Origin of the sequence: Thermotalea metallivorans (assembly GCF_001562415.1) — a bacterium.
In the GTDB taxonomy this organism is placed as follows: Bacteria; Bacillota; Clostridia; order Peptostreptococcales; family Thermotaleaceae; genus Thermotalea; species Thermotalea metallivorans.
This window is the reverse complement of record NZ_LOEE01000027.1, coordinates 31617-48938: the sequence shown is the minus strand read 5'-3', so window position 1 is coordinate 48938 and position 17322 is coordinate 31617. Positions and strand designations below refer to the sequence as shown.

Genomic DNA, 17322 nt, shown 5'->3' with positions numbered 1-17322 from the left:
AGGAGGGGGTATCCGCCTATGGCTGCAATGGTTGTGAAAACACCCAGTACCATAGATGAATTGTTGGCATGCATGAAAGATGCCGATGAAAATACCTATTATATCAGTGGCGGAACAGACTTCATGATCAAGTTGAGAAAAAATAGAATTTACTCGGGAACCATCATTGACTTAAAAGGGATTCCGGCGTTAAGGTATATCAAGAAAGAGAATGGAATTATTCGGATTGGAGGGAATACAACCTTTACAGAAATTGTTGGAAATAAAATTATGCAAAAGCATGCCGCCTGTGTCGTTCAGGCAGCATCCCAGATCGGGTCTACCCAAATTCGCAACGCCGCTACCATAGGGGGAAATGTGGCCAATGCTTTTGCGGGAGCTGATTCTATTCCGGCCTTGATGGTTTTGGATGCAAAGGTTGTGGTGTTAAAGTCCGATGGAGAAAGCTATGAAAAAGATATGGACGGGATTGTCCTGGGAGCAGGGCAAAACAGCCTAGGCCATGATGAGGTGATTGTGGAGATACAGATACCTGTTTTGGATGAAGGATACAGAACTGCCTTTGCAAAGATAGGAAGCCGGTCCAGGGTTACTATAGCAAAGCTGAACATGGCGGCAGTGGTCAAATGCAGGGGAGATGGTTCCACCATAGAAGAAGCGAGAATTGTACTGGGTGCATTGGGTCCCAAAGCCTTTCGTTCTGGGAAGGCAGAAGAAGTTTTGGTAGGAAGGACGATATCCAAGGATTTGTGCATGGCGTTTCAAAATGCACTGACAGCACAGGTGGACGAATCCATAGCCTCCAGGAGTTCATGGGCTTATAAAAGGGAGGCTGTCAAGGGACTGGCGGATGAGGTTTTTGACAAATTGTTTCAGGATGTGCTGACAGGAGGTAGGGCCTGATGAAAGAAAATTTGAAATATGTGGGCAAGACAATACCGATGCATGACATCGAGGAAAAAGTCAGGGGAAAGATAAAATATGCAGGGGATATGGAGCTGCCGGGGATGCTCCATGCAAAGCTGTTGTTAAGCGATGTAGCCCATGGAAAAATCAAAAAAATAGATACTTCGAAGGCAGAGGCATTGAAAGGTGTTGTAAAGATATTTACAACTAAGAATTCACCGGATAGGCTGTATAACTCCCACAAATGGTTTGTGGGATTGGATGTTCTCAAGGACGAGCGATTATTCACAGATTATGTGAAATTTGTGGGAGACCGCATTGCAGCGGTAGTGGCCAAAGACAGGCATACAGCAGAACGGGCTGTAGAACTCATTGAAGTAGAATACGAAGAGTTGCCGCCGGTGACAGACCCCGTTGAAGCCCTGCATTGTCCCGGATATCATATGGCACGAAAAGAAATAAAGTGTGGCCAAGTGGATGAAATGATGGAAAAGGCAGTCTATATATTCGAAGACAAAATTGAAACGCCCAAGGTTCACCATGCTGCTATGGAAACCCATGTATGTGTGGCGGCACCTGATCCTGGGGGCAACATTACCATATGGACACCTTGCCAAGTGATATTTCAAGTGCGTTTGCTGGTGGCAGAGGTGTTAAACATGCCATTGAATCGCATCCGGGTGATCAAAGCTCCCATGGGGGGGTCCTTTGGCGGAAAGGGGCAGCCCATACTGGAGCCGGTATGTGCATTTCTAGCTCAAGCAACAGGGGCGCCTGTCCAACTGTTGATGGACAGAAGGGAGAGCATCATTGGTACGAGAACGAGAACAGCTACCCTAGGTACGGTGAAAACAGCCGTAGATCAACATGGAAATATCCTGGCTAGAGATATCCATATGTTGGTGGATACAGGGGCTTACTTGACCAATGGGGAAGCCGTTGCTACAGCCATGGGGAAAAAAGCCTTCCGCCTGTATAGAATCATAAATCAGCGCTATATTGCAGACGTAGTGTATACCAATTCGCCTATAGGGGGTGCATGCAGGGGGTACGGATCACCACAGATCCATGTTCTATCGGAGATCAACATGGACCATGTGGCCAGGGGATTAGCAATGGATCCTGCTGAATTGCGATTAAAGAATCTGGTGCATCCCTTTGACAAAGATCCTACAGGAGGGCCTCCCTTGGGAAATGCTAGGATTATTGACTGTGTAGAACAAGGAATGAAAGTCTTTCGTTGGAAAGCGCGGTGGTCCCAGCCAAAGGGTGGGGGAAGATTTGTCCGGGGAGTGGGTATGGCTTGTGCCACCCATGGCAATGGGTATTACGGTGCTTATCAGGATTTTATTACCATGTCCCTCCGTATGACGGAAGATGGAGGATTATGCTTGAATTCGGGTATTCATGATCTGGGTTGCGGTACCGTTACGACGATAAAACAAATTGTTGCTGAAGTGCTAGATGTGCCGCTGGACAAAATCATGATACCGGAAGGAGATACCCTTGTTAGTCCCTTTGATGTGGCAGGAACCCAAGCCAGTCGCGTAACTTTTGTATGCGGCGGCTGTGCCATGAAGACGGCAGAACTGTTGAAGGCAAAGTTTGTTTCCTATGCTGCAAAGATTCTAGGATGTCATCCCCAAGACGTGGTCATGGAGGAAGGCTTTGTCTGGAGCAGAACAAAAGAAAATGACAAATATGCCTATGGGGAAATGGTGATTCGTATCCAGACAAGATATCAAGATGATATCAGTGTAACCTATACCTATGCATCACCGGCCAATCCGGGCGTATATGCGGCGAATTTTGTGGAAGTAGAGATTGACACTTATACGGGATTGGTACGGGTGGTGGATGTACTGGCAGTCCATGATATCGGAAAGGCTATTAATCCAGGCTTTGTGGAGGGACAAATCCAAGGGGCCATTCAAATGGGCATCGGGTTTGCCCTTACGGAGGAAATCAAAGTAGATGCCCAGGGCAGGATTACGGGGGACCGATTCAGCAAATACCATATCATCAATGCTCCTGATATGCCTGATGTAAAGGTGCTGCTGATAGAGAATGGGGAGGAATATGGCCCCTTTGGCGCTAAGAGCGTGGGTGAAATCAGTACCTGCGCCATTGCTCCGGCAATTGTGAACGCCATCAATCATGCATTGGATGTGCATATCACTTCTTTGCCTGTAACACCAGAAAAAATTATTGGGGCGTTGCAGGAGAAGAAGCATAGGGAGATGGAAAGAGAAATTTTTTGATCAGTAAAGAGAAACGGGGTGTTGATATGATGCAAGAAACAATCCTATTGAACGGCACGGATCTGACCATTGAAGACGTGGAAAAAGTTTCCCGCAGGAGGATGAAAGTAGAGATCAGCAAGGAAGCCATGGAACGCATAGCATTAGCAAGACAAATGGTGTGGGATATGGCCAGTAGTGACATCCCTGTTTACGGATTTACAAGGGGTGTGGGGGAAAATAAGGATAGAATGGTAGTGGCCAAGTATTATCAGGAATATAACCGGAATCTGATTCTTTCCCATTGTCTTGGGGTAGAACCGGAAGCCAGCGAAGAAGATGTACGGGCAACGATGCTGGCAAGGCTAAATACTCTATTGGTAGGCTGTACAGGAATTCAGCCTGATGTTGTAACCATGTATCGAGATATGCTGAACTACGGTATTCATCCGGTGATGCCCGAAAGGGGCTCTGTGGGAGAAGGAGATATTACCTGTTTATCCCATATCGGCTTGGCCATGATTGGAGAAGGGGAAGTACATTATAACGGGGTAAGGATGCCTGCGGCAGATGCCCTGGAAAAAGCGGGATTGAAACCGGTTGTACTGGGACCGAAGGATGGTTTGGCGATTGTAAGTTCCAATGCTTTGTCGGCTGGAGCAGGAGCCCTTGTATTGAAAGATACGGAAGATTTAATTGATACGGCGGATATCCTCTATGCTTTGACTTTGGAAGGATTTCGAGGCAATGTAACGCCTTTGGATGAAGGGGTCTACAGGGTAAGGCCCTTTCCCGGGCAGGCCCGTAGTGCCGATAGGGTAAGGAGATGTTTGGAGGGGAGCTACCTGTGGCTACCTGGAGTGACAGAGTCCCTGCAGGATCCTTTGAGTTTGAGGGGGTCTTGTCAAATTCACGGAGCCGTTCGGGATGCATTGGAATATGTGAAAAAATACTTGCTGATTCAGTTGAATTCATCCGATGATAATCCTTGTCTGATCATGAGTGAAAATCGAATTATTTCTTGTGCGAATTATGAACCTACTCCTTGGGTTTTGGGATTTGAGATGTTAGGACTCGCATTAAGCCATCTTTCCCGAAATACTTGTTATCGGATTATTAAATTGGGAACACCGAAATTTACAGGATTGTCAAGGTTTTTGACACCGGCTGACGGTAGGGTACTTGCCTATGCCACCATTCAAAAAACATTTACATCCTTGGATACGGAAATCCGGCATTTATCTAATCCGGCTACGGCCGACTACTTTTCTTTGGCAGGGGAAATTGAAGACCATGCCAACAACTCTCCCTATGTGGTAAAGAAGACGGCAAGAATTGTAGACAACTTAAGGTATATCTTGGGGATAGAGGCTATGCATGCAGCCCAGGCAATTGATTTGCGAAGGGCTACCCGTTTGGGAAAAGGAACAAGGATTGCCTATGAAGCAATTCGGGAAGAAATTCCTTTCTTAGATCAGGATAGAAATCTTTCGGAAGATATTAAAAAAGCCTATAGTATTATAAAATCAGGGAAGATTTTAAAAGCAGTAATGGCAGCAATCAATGATGCATCCGTGGGACAGCATCCATGATGATAGGATTTCATAGGAAGGGGAACGGACAAGGATCTATGTTCCCTCATTTTTTTGCGTTTCCGTCCATAACAAAAGATGATATAATGCCCTTATAGAGGATATATGCCCTTGAGAAATATGGCAAGCATGCATGCTTTCATAGATTGCAGGAAGCCGGTGTCAAGAAAGGGGTTGTTTCTTCGTGATGGGAAAGGGGGAAAGGCGCATTCTTTACCGCTGCATGGTGGGGAGGGATTCCGCGCCGTTTTGATGAAGAAAGGAATTGTTTTGTATCTGATATTTTTTCTGATGACATCATCCGTTTCTGCAGATGATGCAGTGTTGGGAGGAAAGGGCAATACCGTTTATCCCATTTACGATACCCAGGTGGAAATGCTCAGCGAACAGGTTGACATAGAAGTAAAAGGGGATAAATCTTTTATACGCTGTGAATTTCTTTTTAGAAACACAGGGGAGAAGGAGAGGGTCATGGCAGGATTTCCCGCCTACGGCACCCTGCCGCCATCGGAGGAACGGGAAGCTTTTGGGGACGATATAAAAATATATGATTTTAAAACGTATGTGGACGGGAAAGAAGTAAAAGTCGGTTTGAAAAAAGGATTGAAGGAAGAAGGAAACAATAAAGAAAGAATGTATTATGCCAACTGGTATGTGTGGGAGATGGCCTTTGAAAAGGCACAGGTGCGGCGTGTGGTGAACACCTATTGGGTAAAAAACGGTTATGATTCCATAGGGGGTAAGATGATAGAATACGTTTTAGAGACGGGTTCAACCTGGAAAAATCCCATTGGATATGGGAAGATTACAATGCATTTTGACAGGGAGGTAGATCCCCAAGATTTTGTGATAAGGGATTATGACTTATACCAAGACAATCCCAATATCCTGCTGCGCATTATGCCCGGGGATAGGAAATTTGTCTGGGAATTTTTTGCCCTGGAGCCTAATTTTAATATTCGACTCTATGATGAGGACTCCTTGGCGAGGCGGCGATATCTGTTGTTTGACCCATGGATGGACGATGGCAACAAAGACATGGATGCCATAAGAAAGTACGGAAGCATGGCCTACGAAGCCTATAGAAAAGGCAATTATGATCAGGCTTTGGATGCCATGGGACGGGTAAATCGCTACAAAGAGCATCGGGATAAGCAGGTATCTGATTATGCCTTAGAAACAGCAAACTTTTTGGATTATTATCGAGGTTTGATTCTGATGGAGAGAGGGGACTACAAGGGGGCCATCTACTATTTCAAAACCAGCGGCCTATTGGAAAACAGAAATCTTTATCCATTAAGCCAATTGTACAAAAAAATGGGCGATACGGATCAATATATTCATCTATTGAACAAAATTGCGAAAAAAAATATATCCCGGCCAGGAGCCCTGGAGCTGTGGGCGGCCCAAGAGCTGAAGGATTTGCCTGCCGGAATCAAGGCGAAATATGGTATAGGGGAAAATATTTTTATCAAAAGGGCATCGGAGCAGGAAAATAAAGATGCAGTGGTGGAAGGCAAGCTGAAAGGCCAGGAAAATTCTTCGTATAAAGGTTTTATTGTTTTCAATATAGGTGTACTGATTCTCATATTTGTGATTTATTGGAATATCAAAAAAAGGTAAATAAAAACATATCGTTGCAAAAAAAGAAAGGCACCGGGAGCTTGGGATGTTTCGAAGGTTTGTCGGCGGTATAAGCAATTTTGGTCAGAGACCGGTTTCACCGTACTTGGAGGGTACGGAGGCGGTTGATGGCTGCTGCAGCTTCCAGTTGCCGGGGCAGGGCCAAATCTCCAGGGTGCTGTCCGAAGTAGGGGGAAATGGCTTCCAATCCTTTGGCTTCAATCAATTGGTATAACCCTTCCAGCATGTCAGACAGTGTCGATGAATCATATTCCTTACATTTGGACAAATATCCCATCATATGGGCGATGGCACGGGTCTGACTTGGATCGACCAACTGTTCTACAAAGGATAAATCAATGGCGCTGGAACCATAGAGAATGGTGTGGAGTCCTTTGACATCGATTTTTTCCTTTTTCCCTTTGAAGGGGTTCATGCTTTTTTTCTGGATAACACGTTTTGCAACCTGTCCAAAATTTTTTCCTCCTTCTGGGAGACGCCCGCTTTTCCATTGCCGTGCGATTGCCTTCGCCTTTTCCGTCACATCAAAGGGACGGTAGGTATCCATCATAATCACCCTGTCAGCTACATCGAAATAATCACCGGAACCACCGATGACGAGGATGGTGGAGACTCGATAATCGGAGTAAAGGAGTCTGACTTTATCAATAAAGGGAGTAATGGGTTCCTTTTCTTTCTCTACCAAAGCCTGCATACGCCCGTCACGGATCATAAAGTTTGTGGCACTGGTGTCTTCATCCATGAGCAACACCTTGCTTCCTATTTCTAATGCTTCCATGATATTTGCTGCCTGGGATGTACTGCCGCTGGCATTGTCAGTGGAAAAAATTTCTGTATTTTTGTTGAAGGGAAGTTGGGAAATAAAGGGAGAAATATTCACCTTTTCTACCCTGCGGCCGTCTTCCGCCCTGATTTTGAAGGCTGTAACGTCGGTGATGACGTATTCCCGGCCGTCCCCTCGAATATGGTTATAGATACCCCGTTCAATAGCCTTCAGCAGTGTGCTTTTGCCGTGATAGCCACCGCCTACGATCAAGGTAATGCCTTGAGGAATGGCCATCCCCCGGATGGGCTGACTGTGGGGGATTGGAATTTCAATTTCCAAAGAGGGTGGCGATTGGAAAGGGATCGCCTGACTTCCCCGCAGGGGGCGGTTGCTGATGCCGCTCTCCCGGGGCAGCACGGAGCCGTTGGCAATAAAACATATGTAATTGTTTTGGGTTAAGTAGCGGCGAATGGCTTCCTGTTGATCTGCCAAAATCAAATGTTCCATTAACTGTTCTGGGTTCAGGTGAAGAATTGCCTGCTCCATAAAATAGGGGATATCATGATAGAGAAGCTGTATGGCTTCTTTGCCTAGAATTTTCCTGCCCTCGGCAGGGAATCCTACGCTTAGGCGAATTTCTATGCTTTTCTGGTCCGCTTTCACGGCCGTGCGTTTTAAAACTTCCTGACCGGGTGCATCAATCAACACAAGGCCACTTTTGCCGGAGCCTTTGATGCCATCCGACAGCAGCTTGATCCGTCGGGCAACTTCTCGCGCTATGAAATCTTCGAAGGCTGTCCTTCGCCATGGTGTCTGATACCATTCATCTTTATATTTGGCAACAGCCTTGGGCATTTCGAATCGAACCCTGGAAGGATTCGCAAAAGGATCGGGTTGTACATAATCAATATGTAAAAGATACCCATGGCCATGGTATGTGCCTTGGATACTCTTGTAGGCTTTATAGCCTTTGCCATCAATTTGGTGCAGTTTTGCTTTTAGCTGTTCCATGATAGCACCTCCTGTGTTTTATAGGTTCACAACTTTAGAATGAAATTTGTGCAAAGGTTAGGTTTGTTAAGATATTCTGCCTTTGCTTATTAGGGTGAATGGCCAATAACTGATGACTGGCAATCCGATGATTCCCATGGTGATTCTATTTTAAGGATAATGATACTAATGAAAAAAATCAATAGAAAGGATAAAAACGATAATTTTGCTTTGCGCCCACAAGCCATCTGTGAGTTCAATCATGTACTTGCAAAAGGAGTACAAAAGCGGTACAAATAGGATATGGGTATTTTTTCAGTATCTTTATTATTTTTCCAATTAATGTTTCCTATGCGGAGGAGGAAGGAACATGGAACTAAAAAAAATCAGCGACAGGGTATATTATATATCGAATGTGGTTAATATTGGCTGTATTGTCAGCGGAAAAGAGGCTGTGGTCATTGATACGGGTCTGGAGGATGCTGTGGGAAAGAAGATTGTCAATATCTTGGGAAAAGAAGGATTGACCGTCAGGGTTATCATCAACACCCATTCCCATGCGGATCATTTCGGCGGGAATGCCTACATTCAAGAAAAAACAGGGGCTGTTGTCTATGCGCCGGCCATGGAGGAATCCATCATCCAATATCCCTATTTCGAGCCCTTTTATCTCTTTTCGGGAGCAAATCCGGTAAAAGAGCTGCAAAACAAGTTTTTGATGGGCAAGCCCTCAAAGGTAGATTATGTCATTCCAAAAGGGGAAACGACCCTGGATATCTTGGGGATAAAGTTAGGGATCATACCATTGCCGGGACATTCCATGAACCAGATCGGTATTGAAATAGATAATATCCTGTTTTGCGGCGATGCTTTCATATCGGAGGAAGTGCTGAAAAAGCATAAGATTCCCTTTCATATGGACATCAACAGACAAAGGGAAACCCTGCAGTGGTTCATGGATACTGCCTATGGGTGGTATATACCGTCCCACGGCGAGCCTGTGGAGAGGATTGACGAAGTCGTACAAATGCATATGGATGTCCTAGATGATATAGAACAATGTATACTCCAGCAGCTGTCATGGAAAAAGACGACGGAGCAGCTCGTAAAGGCAGTTTGTGATACTTATGGCGTACAGGTCAGCAGTTTGGGACAATATTATTTGCTCCATACAACCATTGTGGCCCATATCGGTGCTCTGGCAGATATGCAGAAGATCAGGGCACAAGTGGAGAATAATCAAGTTTACTGGACTATGGTATAAGGTCATTGTAATCTCTGCGTTCTTCCCTAATCTACTTTTTGAATTTTGATTTTGTAGTGGGTGACAAGGGCTGCGGGCAATCCTACAATGACAACGAATATTGTCACAATATTAATGATGGCGGGATGGTGGATATCTTCTGTATTTTTTTAATACAAGATCAGAATTTGATTAAAAATAGAATAATTTTACATATAGATTGAAAAAACTTAGGAGTGTGACGGCATGCGTGTATTTATTGCCATTGAGTTTGACGATGAGATGAAGAAATATCTGGCCCAACGGCAGGCTGATGTGAAGAAAAACAGTGCTAGGGGAAACTTTACCGGAAGGGAAAACTTTCATTTAACATTACGGTTTATTGGAGAGGCAAACCGGGAGGAAATCCACAGAATCAAGGCTGCCATCAATGGAACGGCAGAAGCTGTAGAAAGCTTTGGGGTGAAGCTGGGGGCTCTCGGGGAATTTCCCAGAAATCGCAAGAAAATTATCTGGATTGGAATCAGCGAAGGGCATAGGGATCTCAAGGAATTGTTCGAAAAACTGGAGGCAAATCTGGAAAGGGAAGGTTTTCTCCGGGAGGAAAGGGAGTTCAGGCCCCATATTACCCTAGGCAGAGAAATTATTTTAAACAAAGATTTTCAAGAAGTATCGAAGGAAATCGTCATTGAGGGAAAGTCCATCCGGGTGGAAAGCATCTCCCTCATGGAAAGTACCAGAATCCATGGGGTTTTACACTATGTCCCGATCTATAGAAAAAAATTGAAGTGAAAGAACTGCATTGGCAAGGAGGGGTGTCCTGTGGAAAAGGATTACGTCGGATTTGTAAAAGAAATATTGAAAGAGCACAAAACATATTTTGATACAGGGAAAACGAAAGATTTGTCTTTTCGTATGGAGCAGCTAAAAAAATTAAAAAGGGCCATCCAAGCTTATGAGTCGAGGCTGCTGGATGCTCTGTACAAGGATCTTCGGAAGCCTGCCTTTGAAGCATATGCCACGGAGGTGGGATATGTGCTGGACAGTATTGGTTATACCTTAAAGCATTTCAAGTCATGGGCCAAGGTAAAGAGGGTGGCGACGCCCATTATACATTTGGGTGCCCAAAGTTATATCTATCCTGAACCCTATGGGACTGTACTGATTATTGCCCCATGGAATTATCCTTTTCAATTGTTGATAGAGCCGTTGATTGGCGCCATCGCTGCGGGAAACTGTGCAGTTTTGAAACCTTCGGAATATACACCCCATGTTGCCCAGGTCATGGAAAGCATGATAAAGGAATGTTTTGACGAGAGGTATATCCGTATGGTCAGCGGAGAGAAGGAGATGACTGCAGCCCTCATCCATGGAGCATTCGATTATATTTTTTTTACCGGAAGCGTTCCCGTAGGAAAGATTGTGATGGAGGCAGCAGCGAAAAATCTGGTGCCTGTGACTTTGGAACTAGGGGGGAAGAGTCCTTGTATTGTGGATAAGGAAGCCCATATTGCCGTGGCAGCCAAGAGAATTGCCTGGGGAAAATTTTTAAATGCCGGCCAGACCTGTGTAGCTCCTGATTATCTGATAGTTCATAGGGAAATCAAGAAGATCTTTATCCCCAAATTGATAGAAGCTATCAAAAAATTCTATGGAGACGACCCTGCACAAAGCCAAGATTATTGCAGGATTGTTAGCAACAAGCATATGGAGCGTCTGATAGGTCTTATGGACCGAGAAAAGATTATATACGGTGGGGCCTATGATTTGGAAGATTTGTATATAGCGCCTACGGTGATGGACAATGTGACTTGGGATGATCCTATCATGGCCGATGAAATATTTGGGCCCCTGCTGCCTGTCCTAGAATATGAAGATTTGGATCAAGTAATTCATAGGATCAACGGGAGGCCGAAACCCTTGGCTTTATATGTGTTCTCTGAAAACAAAACCGTCCAGAAGGAAATAATCCGCAGGGTATCTTTTGGAGGCGGCTGCATCAATGATACCCTATCCCATGTGGCATCACCATACATACCCTTTGGTGGCGTAGGTCCATCGGGGATGGGTGCTTACCACGGGAAAAGTAGTTTTGATACATTTTCTCATAAAAAGAGTGTGATGAAAAGAACGACGAAATTCAGTATACCACTGGCATTTCCACCCTATAAAGACAAAATGAAACTGCTGAAAAAATGGATGAAGTAGGGAGGAAGGGGCTGATAGGCTCCGATAGCAGAAACAAAAAATGTGTTGACAGGTTTTCCAATTTGAAGTACATTGAAACTACAAAAAAATTTTTCTGAGGGGAGGTCGTTGATTCATGAAAAAGACAAATAGATGGAATGGACTGGAGAATATGGAGATACATCATGGGGACGGCCTTCGTGAAAATGGTTAGGGATATTTCTATATCCGTATGGGAAATGTTGAAAAATCATGGGGTTGTTGAAACTCTATGATTTTTCAAAATAAAATTTTCAAGGGGGAATATGGGATGTATTTTAAGAAAATGGTAGGGAAAAAATGCTATTTGTCGCCAATTCGGGTGGATGATTTTGAAAAATATACCCAATGGGTGAATGACATGGAAGTGGCGGCAGGGATGATTTTTTCAGCCAGTTTGATTACACCTGCTGAGGAAAAAGAAATATTGGAGAGATTGTCTAAAACAGAATTTAATTTTGCTATTGTTGATCTGGCCAAAGATGAACTGATCGGCAATATAGGTTTTGTGAAGATAGATTATGTAAATCGTGTGGCAGAGCTGGGTCTACTGATCGGAAATAAGGAGTATTGGGGAAAGGGCTACGGTGTGGAAGCCATACAGCTGCTGCTGGATTTTGGATTTAATATCTTGAATATGCATAATATCTATCTGAAGGTATACGCTTACAATACACCGGCAATTCGCTGCTACCAAAAGGCCGGCCTGAAGGAAGCAGGGAGGCTGAGAGAAGCAAAGCAAATAGCCGGAGCAAAATATGATGAAATTTACATGGATATTTTGGCCCATGAGTATAAATCTATCTACATAAAGGATTTGGTAGAAAAGAAAAAACAAAAAGCCTAAGGGGAAATGCCCCTTAGGCCCATTTGTTTTTATAGGATGATTTGTGCAAGAATACCGCCTGTAACAAAGGAGATAATAAAGCTTCCGATCCAGATCAGGGCGGATTCCTGCCAGCTTCTTTCTTTGAAAATAACCATGATGGCTGCGATGCAAGGTACAAACAGCGTAATGACCACTAAGGCAATCACTGTTTGGAGCGCATTCAGCATACCTTGGGAAACCAGATCGTTCAAGCCGGCAGCACCGAAATCGCGACGGATGATTCCCATAATAAAGGTTTGTGTAGTTTCCTTAGGAAGTTTTAAAAATCCTTCCGTAATCGGAGAGAAGGCATTCATGATGACTTCCAAGGCACCCGTATACTGGAGTACTGTTACGACGACTGCACCCAGTACAAACAGCGGACCCGCTTCAGCAATAAACATTTTCGATTTGATGTAAGTTTTTCTAAATACATTGGATGGAACCGGCACTCTTAGCGGGGGAAGGTCGATCAGCAGATCGGTGGATTCACCCGGCATAATTTTGTTTAATACTGTTCCTGTGACTACAAAGACCGTAAAAATCGTCAGGCAGTACAATAAAACCATTTTGCCGCCTAGGGGCGCAATTAATCCCACGATGACACCCAATTGGGCTGAACAAGGAATGGCTAAACCCAAAAGCATGGTGGCAATAAATCTTTCCCGCTTAGAACCCAGCAGTCTTGTGGTGATGGTTGCCATGGTCACACAGCCGAAGCCAAGGATCATAGGGATGATGGCACGACCGTTCAACCCTAAGCCCGTAAGCAGGCGATCTACTAAAGCTGCAATCCTTGGCAGATATCCTGAGTCTTCCATAATAGACAAAATAAAGTAAAATCCTACAACCAATGGCAGCAATAACCCCAACAGATAAATGGGGGCCATGGTCAATACGCCAAACTCTCCGATCAGCAACTGGCCGATAAAAGAAGTTTCCTCAACAAGCTTTGTCATAATACCCATGATAAAATCATAATAGTATTGGCCCATAATGATTTCTTCCGTGACGCCTACGACCGTCTGGGCAACGAATACACCGATGGCCTGATAAGTTAAGTACAATGCCACAAATAAAATAGGGATACCTGTCAGGGGTTTCAGCATCCACCTGCCCAGCTTCGTCTTAAAGGATGCTCCTCGATTGGTTTCCGATACTACGGCGCTGATGATTTGATCGATGCGATTTCTTCGAAGCTTATAAATTTCTTCCCGTTTGCCGTAGACATTTTCCAGTCCGTGTCTTTCTAAAACATTTTCATCTTCCTCTACTACGAGCAGGGCTTCTGACGCTGTATCCACCTTATCGATCACCGTATCCATCAGTGCTTTGACTTCGGGAATGGGGTTGCCGACTCTGGCTCTTTGGAGGGCAGCCTTGATCTCCTCGATGCCCTCTTTTTTAATAGCCGTCGTTGGAATGACTTCCACCCCTAATTCCTTGGAAAGCTTGTCAACATCGATTTTTAATCCGTTTCTTTTTACTTCATCCATCATATTCAGGGCGACCACCATAGGAATGCCCATATCGATAATTTGCTGTGTCAAAAATAGATCCCTTTCCAGATGAACGGCATCCACCACATTCAAAATGACGTCAGCAAAGAGGATAACGTCACGGGCAACTCTTTCTTCATCATTGAAGGATGAAACTCCATAAACACCCGGCGTATCCATCACCACGTCATTTTGATATTTGCCTATACTGATGTCAACGGTAGTTCCTGGAAAATTGGAAACATCTACATACATGCCTGTGAAAGCATTAAAAAAGACTGATTTCCCTACGTTTGGGTTTCCGGCGAGAACGATTTTTCTGGCACCTTCAGGAATCTCTATGCTGCAAGCCGGATTATGACAACACTCCATTACAAAAACCCCTCCTTATTTATTTCTTTCTTCCATGGAAAAATAAATCCTATACTGCCTTAATGGAAATTTTTTTTGCTAGATTTCTTCCGATGGCAATTTCCTGCATCCTATTCTGCAAAATGATAGGACCCGCCGGAAGTTTTTCAGAACAGATCAATTGTGCTCCTTCATAAATTCCTAAACGGATGGCTTGGGCGCGAATATTTGCATCAGGAATTTTTACCACCTCTATTTTTTGGCCTCTTACTGCCAAATCAAGGGTCATAAACACACAACCTCCTTCAAAGTAAGATAAATTGTCCATATAATCATATAATGAAAATCATTATCAACAAAATGACAAAACTTGCTTCTCTTTTTACAATTTAATCATACACCTAGTGAGAATGATTGTCAATACTAAAAACAAAAATATCCTGTGAGAAAGATCACAAGATATTTTTGTTTTTATCCTGAGTGTTACAGATGATATTGAATAGACGATAGGTGGATAGAATTAAAGACCAAACTTTTGGATTCAATAGGTGTAAAAGCATTTGTAGCACCGCCGCCTGCCACTGTAAAGACAAGAAGCAGTGTGATCAGTAATTTGTATGCTTTTGCCATCCTTATCCCTCCTTATGATTGAGCCCCATGGAAAGTGAATAGAAAAAGTTTGAAACACCTATGATTTTGTAAAAATAAAATCACAGGCTATGTTATATTGTCTGCATTTGATTCAAAATATATGAAGACAATGAGTAGAAATAGGTCCTTTCACTGCCTCAAAAGGATAAAATTCCAAAATTTTTTCTTTCCAAAGGAGCCCATGGAGGAAAGGTTTTTGAATTTTCAAGATTTATAATTATGATATAATAAATGCATGAGCCTGGAATCTTTGAGGAGGCATGGGAATGCAAATAAAAGACTATTTGGATGAAAAGGTAGTATATCTTAAGGAAAATGATGATATAAAGCGTGCTGCCGGTATAATGGAACAACATCGCTTAGATTTTATGCCAATTTTAGACGAGAAAGATCAAGTAAAGGGCGTGGTTACAAAAGACAGCCTGTGCAGATGGATCAGTAAAGGAAAAGATTGCTGTGCCAAAATCGATGCATTGGAAAAGGAGGATTATCTGGTGTTATCGGAGGAAGCCAGCATGGATCAGGTTGTCTCTCAATATGATCGGCCCATGCTTGTGGTGGACAGACAAAAAAAAATAAAGGGATTTATCCGAAAAAGAGATATGCTGAGGGATTATTTTCAAAGGCAACAGTATCTTGCCAATGAATTGGCCGCTATCTTGGATTCCACCTATAATGCTATTGTGGCCATCAACAAAAATTGTGAAATTATTGTTTATAATCATTCTGCTGAAAAAATATTGGGGGCGAGGATGGAAGACAGCGTGGGACGGAATATATACGAAGTGTTGCCTGATTCCAGACTGCCTGAAATCATAAAAAGCGGAAAGAAAGAGCTGGGAAAGACGGAGCACTTTCAAGGAAGACAATTGATTATCAATCGGACGCCTATTATAAAGGATCAAGAAATTGTGGGAGCAGTGGCAGTTTTTCAGGATATTACTGATTTAAAACGGGTGACCAAAGAATTGGAGGAGGAAAAGCATATCTCTGAGGTGCTGAAAACGATACTGGATAATGCCTACGACGGAATCGTGGTGGTGGATGACAAAGGAATGATTACCATGCTCAATGATGCCTATGCCCAGTATCTAGGGATTGATAAGGATGATGCCATAGGGAAGCATGTTACGGAGGTCATTGAGGGGACGAGGATGCACATCGTTGCCAAGATGGGAAAAGAGGAGATTGGCGAGATTCAAAACGTAAAGGGGAAAAACATTGTGGTGATGCGCATACCCATTTATAAAGAAGGCAAGGTGGTTGGTGCGGTTGGGAAGATCATGTTTAAAGATGTAAAAGAAGTAAGTGTATTGGCCAATAAAATCAGCAAAATTGAGAAGGAATTGAAATATTATAAGGATGCCCTCCAGAAAGCCAGCGGGGTAAAATATAATTTTGACAGCATTGTAGGGAACAGCGATAAAATCCGGGAAGTGAAGTATTTGGCAGAGAAGGCAGCCTATACCAACTCCAACGTGCTGATCAGGGGGGAAAGCGGTACAGGGAAAGAGCTGTTTGCCCATGCGATCCACGCACGCAGCAACCGGGCCGCCGGGCCCTTCGTGAAGGTAAACTGTGCAGCCATTCCTGCAGAATTGCTGGAGTCGGAGCTTTTTGGCTATGAGGAAGGGGCTTTTACCGGAGCAAAACGAGGTGGGAAAATAGGAAAATTTGAATTGGCCAATGGGGGAAGTATCTTCCTTGACGAGATTGGCGACATGCCCCATCCCATGCAGGCAAAGCTGTTAAGAGTACTTCAAGAAAAGGAAATTGAAAGGGTGGGAGGGATTGACAATATACCCTTGGATGTGAGGATTATTGCCGCCACCAATAGAAATCTTGAAGAGATGGTGGAAAAGGGAGAATTTCGAGAAGACCTTTATTATCGATTGAATGTGATGACTATCACCATACCGCCTCTGAGGGAAAGGCCTGAGGATTTAGAACCCTTGGTGGAACATTTGCTTGCGAAAATTTGCGGACAGGTAGGAATCTATGTGGCCGGCATGTCCCCACAGGCCATGAAGTACTTGAAAGGCCATGCTTGGCCGGGAAATGTCCGGGAATTAGAAAATGTTTTGGAAAGGGCTGTGAATCTGACGGATTATGGGAAGGAGATACAGGTGAACCATTTGCCCCGGTACTTGAAAAAGGCGGAGGTCAGTATGCAGGCCGGGGGAAAGCGAGAATTGAAGGATATTGTGGAGGAAGCAGAACGAGAGGCCATTGTGGATTGTCTAAAAAGCACGGGTGGAAATCGCACAGAAACAGCCAAAATATTGAATATCAGCCGTTCCAGCCTTTATGAAAAAATATGGAAGTATGGTATTGAATGAAAAGGAG

At 43.9% G+C, this 17322-nt stretch carries 13 protein-coding genes; 9 read left to right on the top strand and 4 right to left on the bottom strand.

Annotated features, from left to right (window positions below):
- Positions 1-18: 18 nt before the first annotated feature.
- The 4 genes from AN619_RS04845 (at position 19) to AN619_RS04830 (ending at position 6361) form a co-directional block, all read left to right on the top strand.
- Positions 19-903 carry an FAD binding domain-containing protein gene (locus AN619_RS04845; protein ID WP_068555353.1) on the top strand — a complete coding sequence of 295 codons (885 nt, stop codon included), beginning with the start codon at positions 19-21 and terminating at the stop codon, positions 901-903.
- Positions 903-3167 (top strand): xanthine dehydrogenase family protein molybdopterin-binding subunit, encoded by a 2265-nt coding sequence (locus AN619_RS04840; protein WP_068555352.1) that lies wholly within the window; start codon positions 903-905, stop codon positions 3165-3167. Before AN619_RS04845 ends, AN619_RS04840 begins: the two co-directional genes overlap by 1 nt.
- A 26-nt stretch (positions 3168-3193) precedes the next feature.
- Positions 3194-4738 carry an HAL/PAL/TAL family ammonia-lyase gene (locus tag AN619_RS04835; RefSeq protein WP_198153242.1) on the top strand — a complete coding sequence of 515 codons (1545 nt, stop codon included), beginning with the start codon at positions 3194-3196 and terminating at the stop codon, positions 4736-4738.
- A gap of 249 nt (positions 4739-4987) precedes the next feature.
- Complete coding sequence (locus AN619_RS04830) at positions 4988-6361, top strand: hypothetical protein (protein WP_157064913.1); 1374 nt, start codon at positions 4988-4990, stop codon at positions 6359-6361.
- A 97-nt stretch (positions 6362-6458) separates the two neighbouring features.
- On the opposite strand, the gene AN619_RS04825 is transcribed toward AN619_RS04830, so the two are convergent.
- On the bottom strand, positions 6459-8159 hold the full coding sequence (locus AN619_RS04825; RefSeq protein ID WP_068555350.1) for an ABC-ATPase domain-containing protein: 1701 nt from the start codon (positions 8157-8159) through the stop codon (positions 6459-6461).
- 349 nt (positions 8160-8508) lie between these two features.
- Between AN619_RS04825 and AN619_RS04820 the strand changes: the two genes are divergently transcribed.
- From AN619_RS04820 to AN619_RS04805, 4 genes are all read left to right on the top strand, one after another.
- Entirely contained in the window at positions 8509-9402 is an 894-nt protein-coding gene (locus AN619_RS04820; RefSeq protein ID WP_068555349.1) for an MBL fold metallo-hydrolase, read from the top strand.
- 225 nt (positions 9403-9627) lie between these two features.
- Positions 9628-10173 (top strand): RNA 2',3'-cyclic phosphodiesterase, encoded by a 546-nt coding sequence (gene thpR, locus AN619_RS04815; RefSeq protein ID WP_068555348.1) that lies wholly within the window; start codon positions 9628-9630, stop codon positions 10171-10173.
- A 30-nt stretch (positions 10174-10203) separates the two neighbouring features.
- The gene (locus AN619_RS04810; protein WP_068555347.1) at positions 10204-11589 is read left to right on the top strand and encodes an aldehyde dehydrogenase; all 1386 of its coding nucleotides are present in this window, start codon (positions 10204-10206) and stop codon (positions 11587-11589) included.
- Positions 11590-11878: 289 nt separating this feature from the next.
- Positions 11879-12454 carry a GNAT family N-acetyltransferase gene (locus AN619_RS04805; RefSeq protein WP_068555462.1) on the top strand — a complete coding sequence of 192 codons (576 nt, stop codon included), beginning with the start codon at positions 11879-11881 and terminating at the stop codon, positions 12452-12454.
- 29 nt (positions 12455-12483) lie between these two features.
- Here the strand turns inward: AN619_RS04805 and feoB are convergent, their stop codons facing one another.
- From feoB to AN619_RS15875, 3 genes are all read right to left on the bottom strand, one after another.
- Positions 12484-14346 (bottom strand): ferrous iron transport protein B, encoded by a 1863-nt coding sequence (gene feoB / locus AN619_RS04800; protein WP_068555346.1) that lies wholly within the window; start codon positions 14344-14346, stop codon positions 12484-12486.
- Positions 14347-14395: 49 nt separating this feature from the next.
- Positions 14396-14614, bottom strand: a complete 219-nt coding sequence (locus AN619_RS04795) for a FeoA family protein (RefSeq protein WP_068555345.1) — start codon at positions 14612-14614, stop codon at positions 14396-14398.
- A 194-nt stretch (positions 14615-14808) separates the two neighbouring features.
- Positions 14809-14955 carry a hypothetical protein gene (locus AN619_RS15875; protein ID WP_157064912.1) on the bottom strand — a complete coding sequence of 49 codons (147 nt, stop codon included), beginning with the start codon at positions 14953-14955 and terminating at the stop codon, positions 14809-14811.
- Between the two features lie 287 nt (positions 14956-15242).
- Between AN619_RS15875 and AN619_RS04790 the strand changes: the two genes are divergently transcribed.
- Positions 15243-17315, top strand: a complete 2073-nt coding sequence (locus AN619_RS04790; protein WP_198153241.1) for a sigma-54-dependent Fis family transcriptional regulator — start codon at positions 15243-15245, stop codon at positions 17313-17315.
- Positions 17316-17322 lie beyond the last annotated feature (7 nt).

What these genes read in the sequence shown, in the direction of transcription:
- AN619_RS04790 (WP_198153241.1), top strand. Translation starts at nt 15,243, where the DNA reads ATGCAAATAAAAGACTATTTGGATGAAAAGGTAGTATATCTTAAGGAA.
- AN619_RS04805 (WP_068555462.1), top strand. Translation starts at nt 11,879, where the DNA reads ATGTATTTTAAGAAAATGGTAGGGAAAAAATGCTATTTGTCGCCAATT.
- thpR (WP_068555348.1), top strand. Translation starts at nt 9,628, where the DNA reads ATGCGTGTATTTATTGCCATTGAGTTTGACGATGAGATGAAGAAATAT.
- AN619_RS15875 (WP_157064912.1), bottom strand. Translation starts at nt 14,955, where the DNA reads ATGGCAAAAGCATACAAATTACTGATCACACTGCTTCTTGTCTTTACA.
- AN619_RS04820 (WP_068555349.1), top strand. Translation starts at nt 8,509, where the DNA reads ATGGAACTAAAAAAAATCAGCGACAGGGTATATTATATATCGAATGTG.
- AN619_RS04795 (WP_068555345.1), bottom strand. Translation starts at nt 14,614, where the DNA reads ATGACCCTTGATTTGGCAGTAAGAGGCCAAAAAATAGAGGTGGTAAAA.
- AN619_RS04825 (WP_068555350.1), bottom strand. Translation starts at nt 8,159, where the DNA reads ATGGAACAGCTAAAAGCAAAACTGCACCAAATTGATGGCAAAGGCTAT.
- AN619_RS04845 (WP_068555353.1), top strand. Translation starts at nt 19, where the DNA reads ATGGCTGCAATGGTTGTGAAAACACCCAGTACCATAGATGAATTGTTG.
- AN619_RS04840 (WP_068555352.1), top strand. Translation starts at nt 903, where the DNA reads ATGAAAGAAAATTTGAAATATGTGGGCAAGACAATACCGATGCATGAC.
- feoB (WP_068555346.1), bottom strand. Translation starts at nt 14,346, where the DNA reads ATGGAGTGTTGTCATAATCCGGCTTGCAGCATAGAGATTCCTGAAGGT.
- AN619_RS04835 (WP_198153242.1), top strand. Translation starts at nt 3,194, where the DNA reads ATGATGCAAGAAACAATCCTATTGAACGGCACGGATCTGACCATTGAA.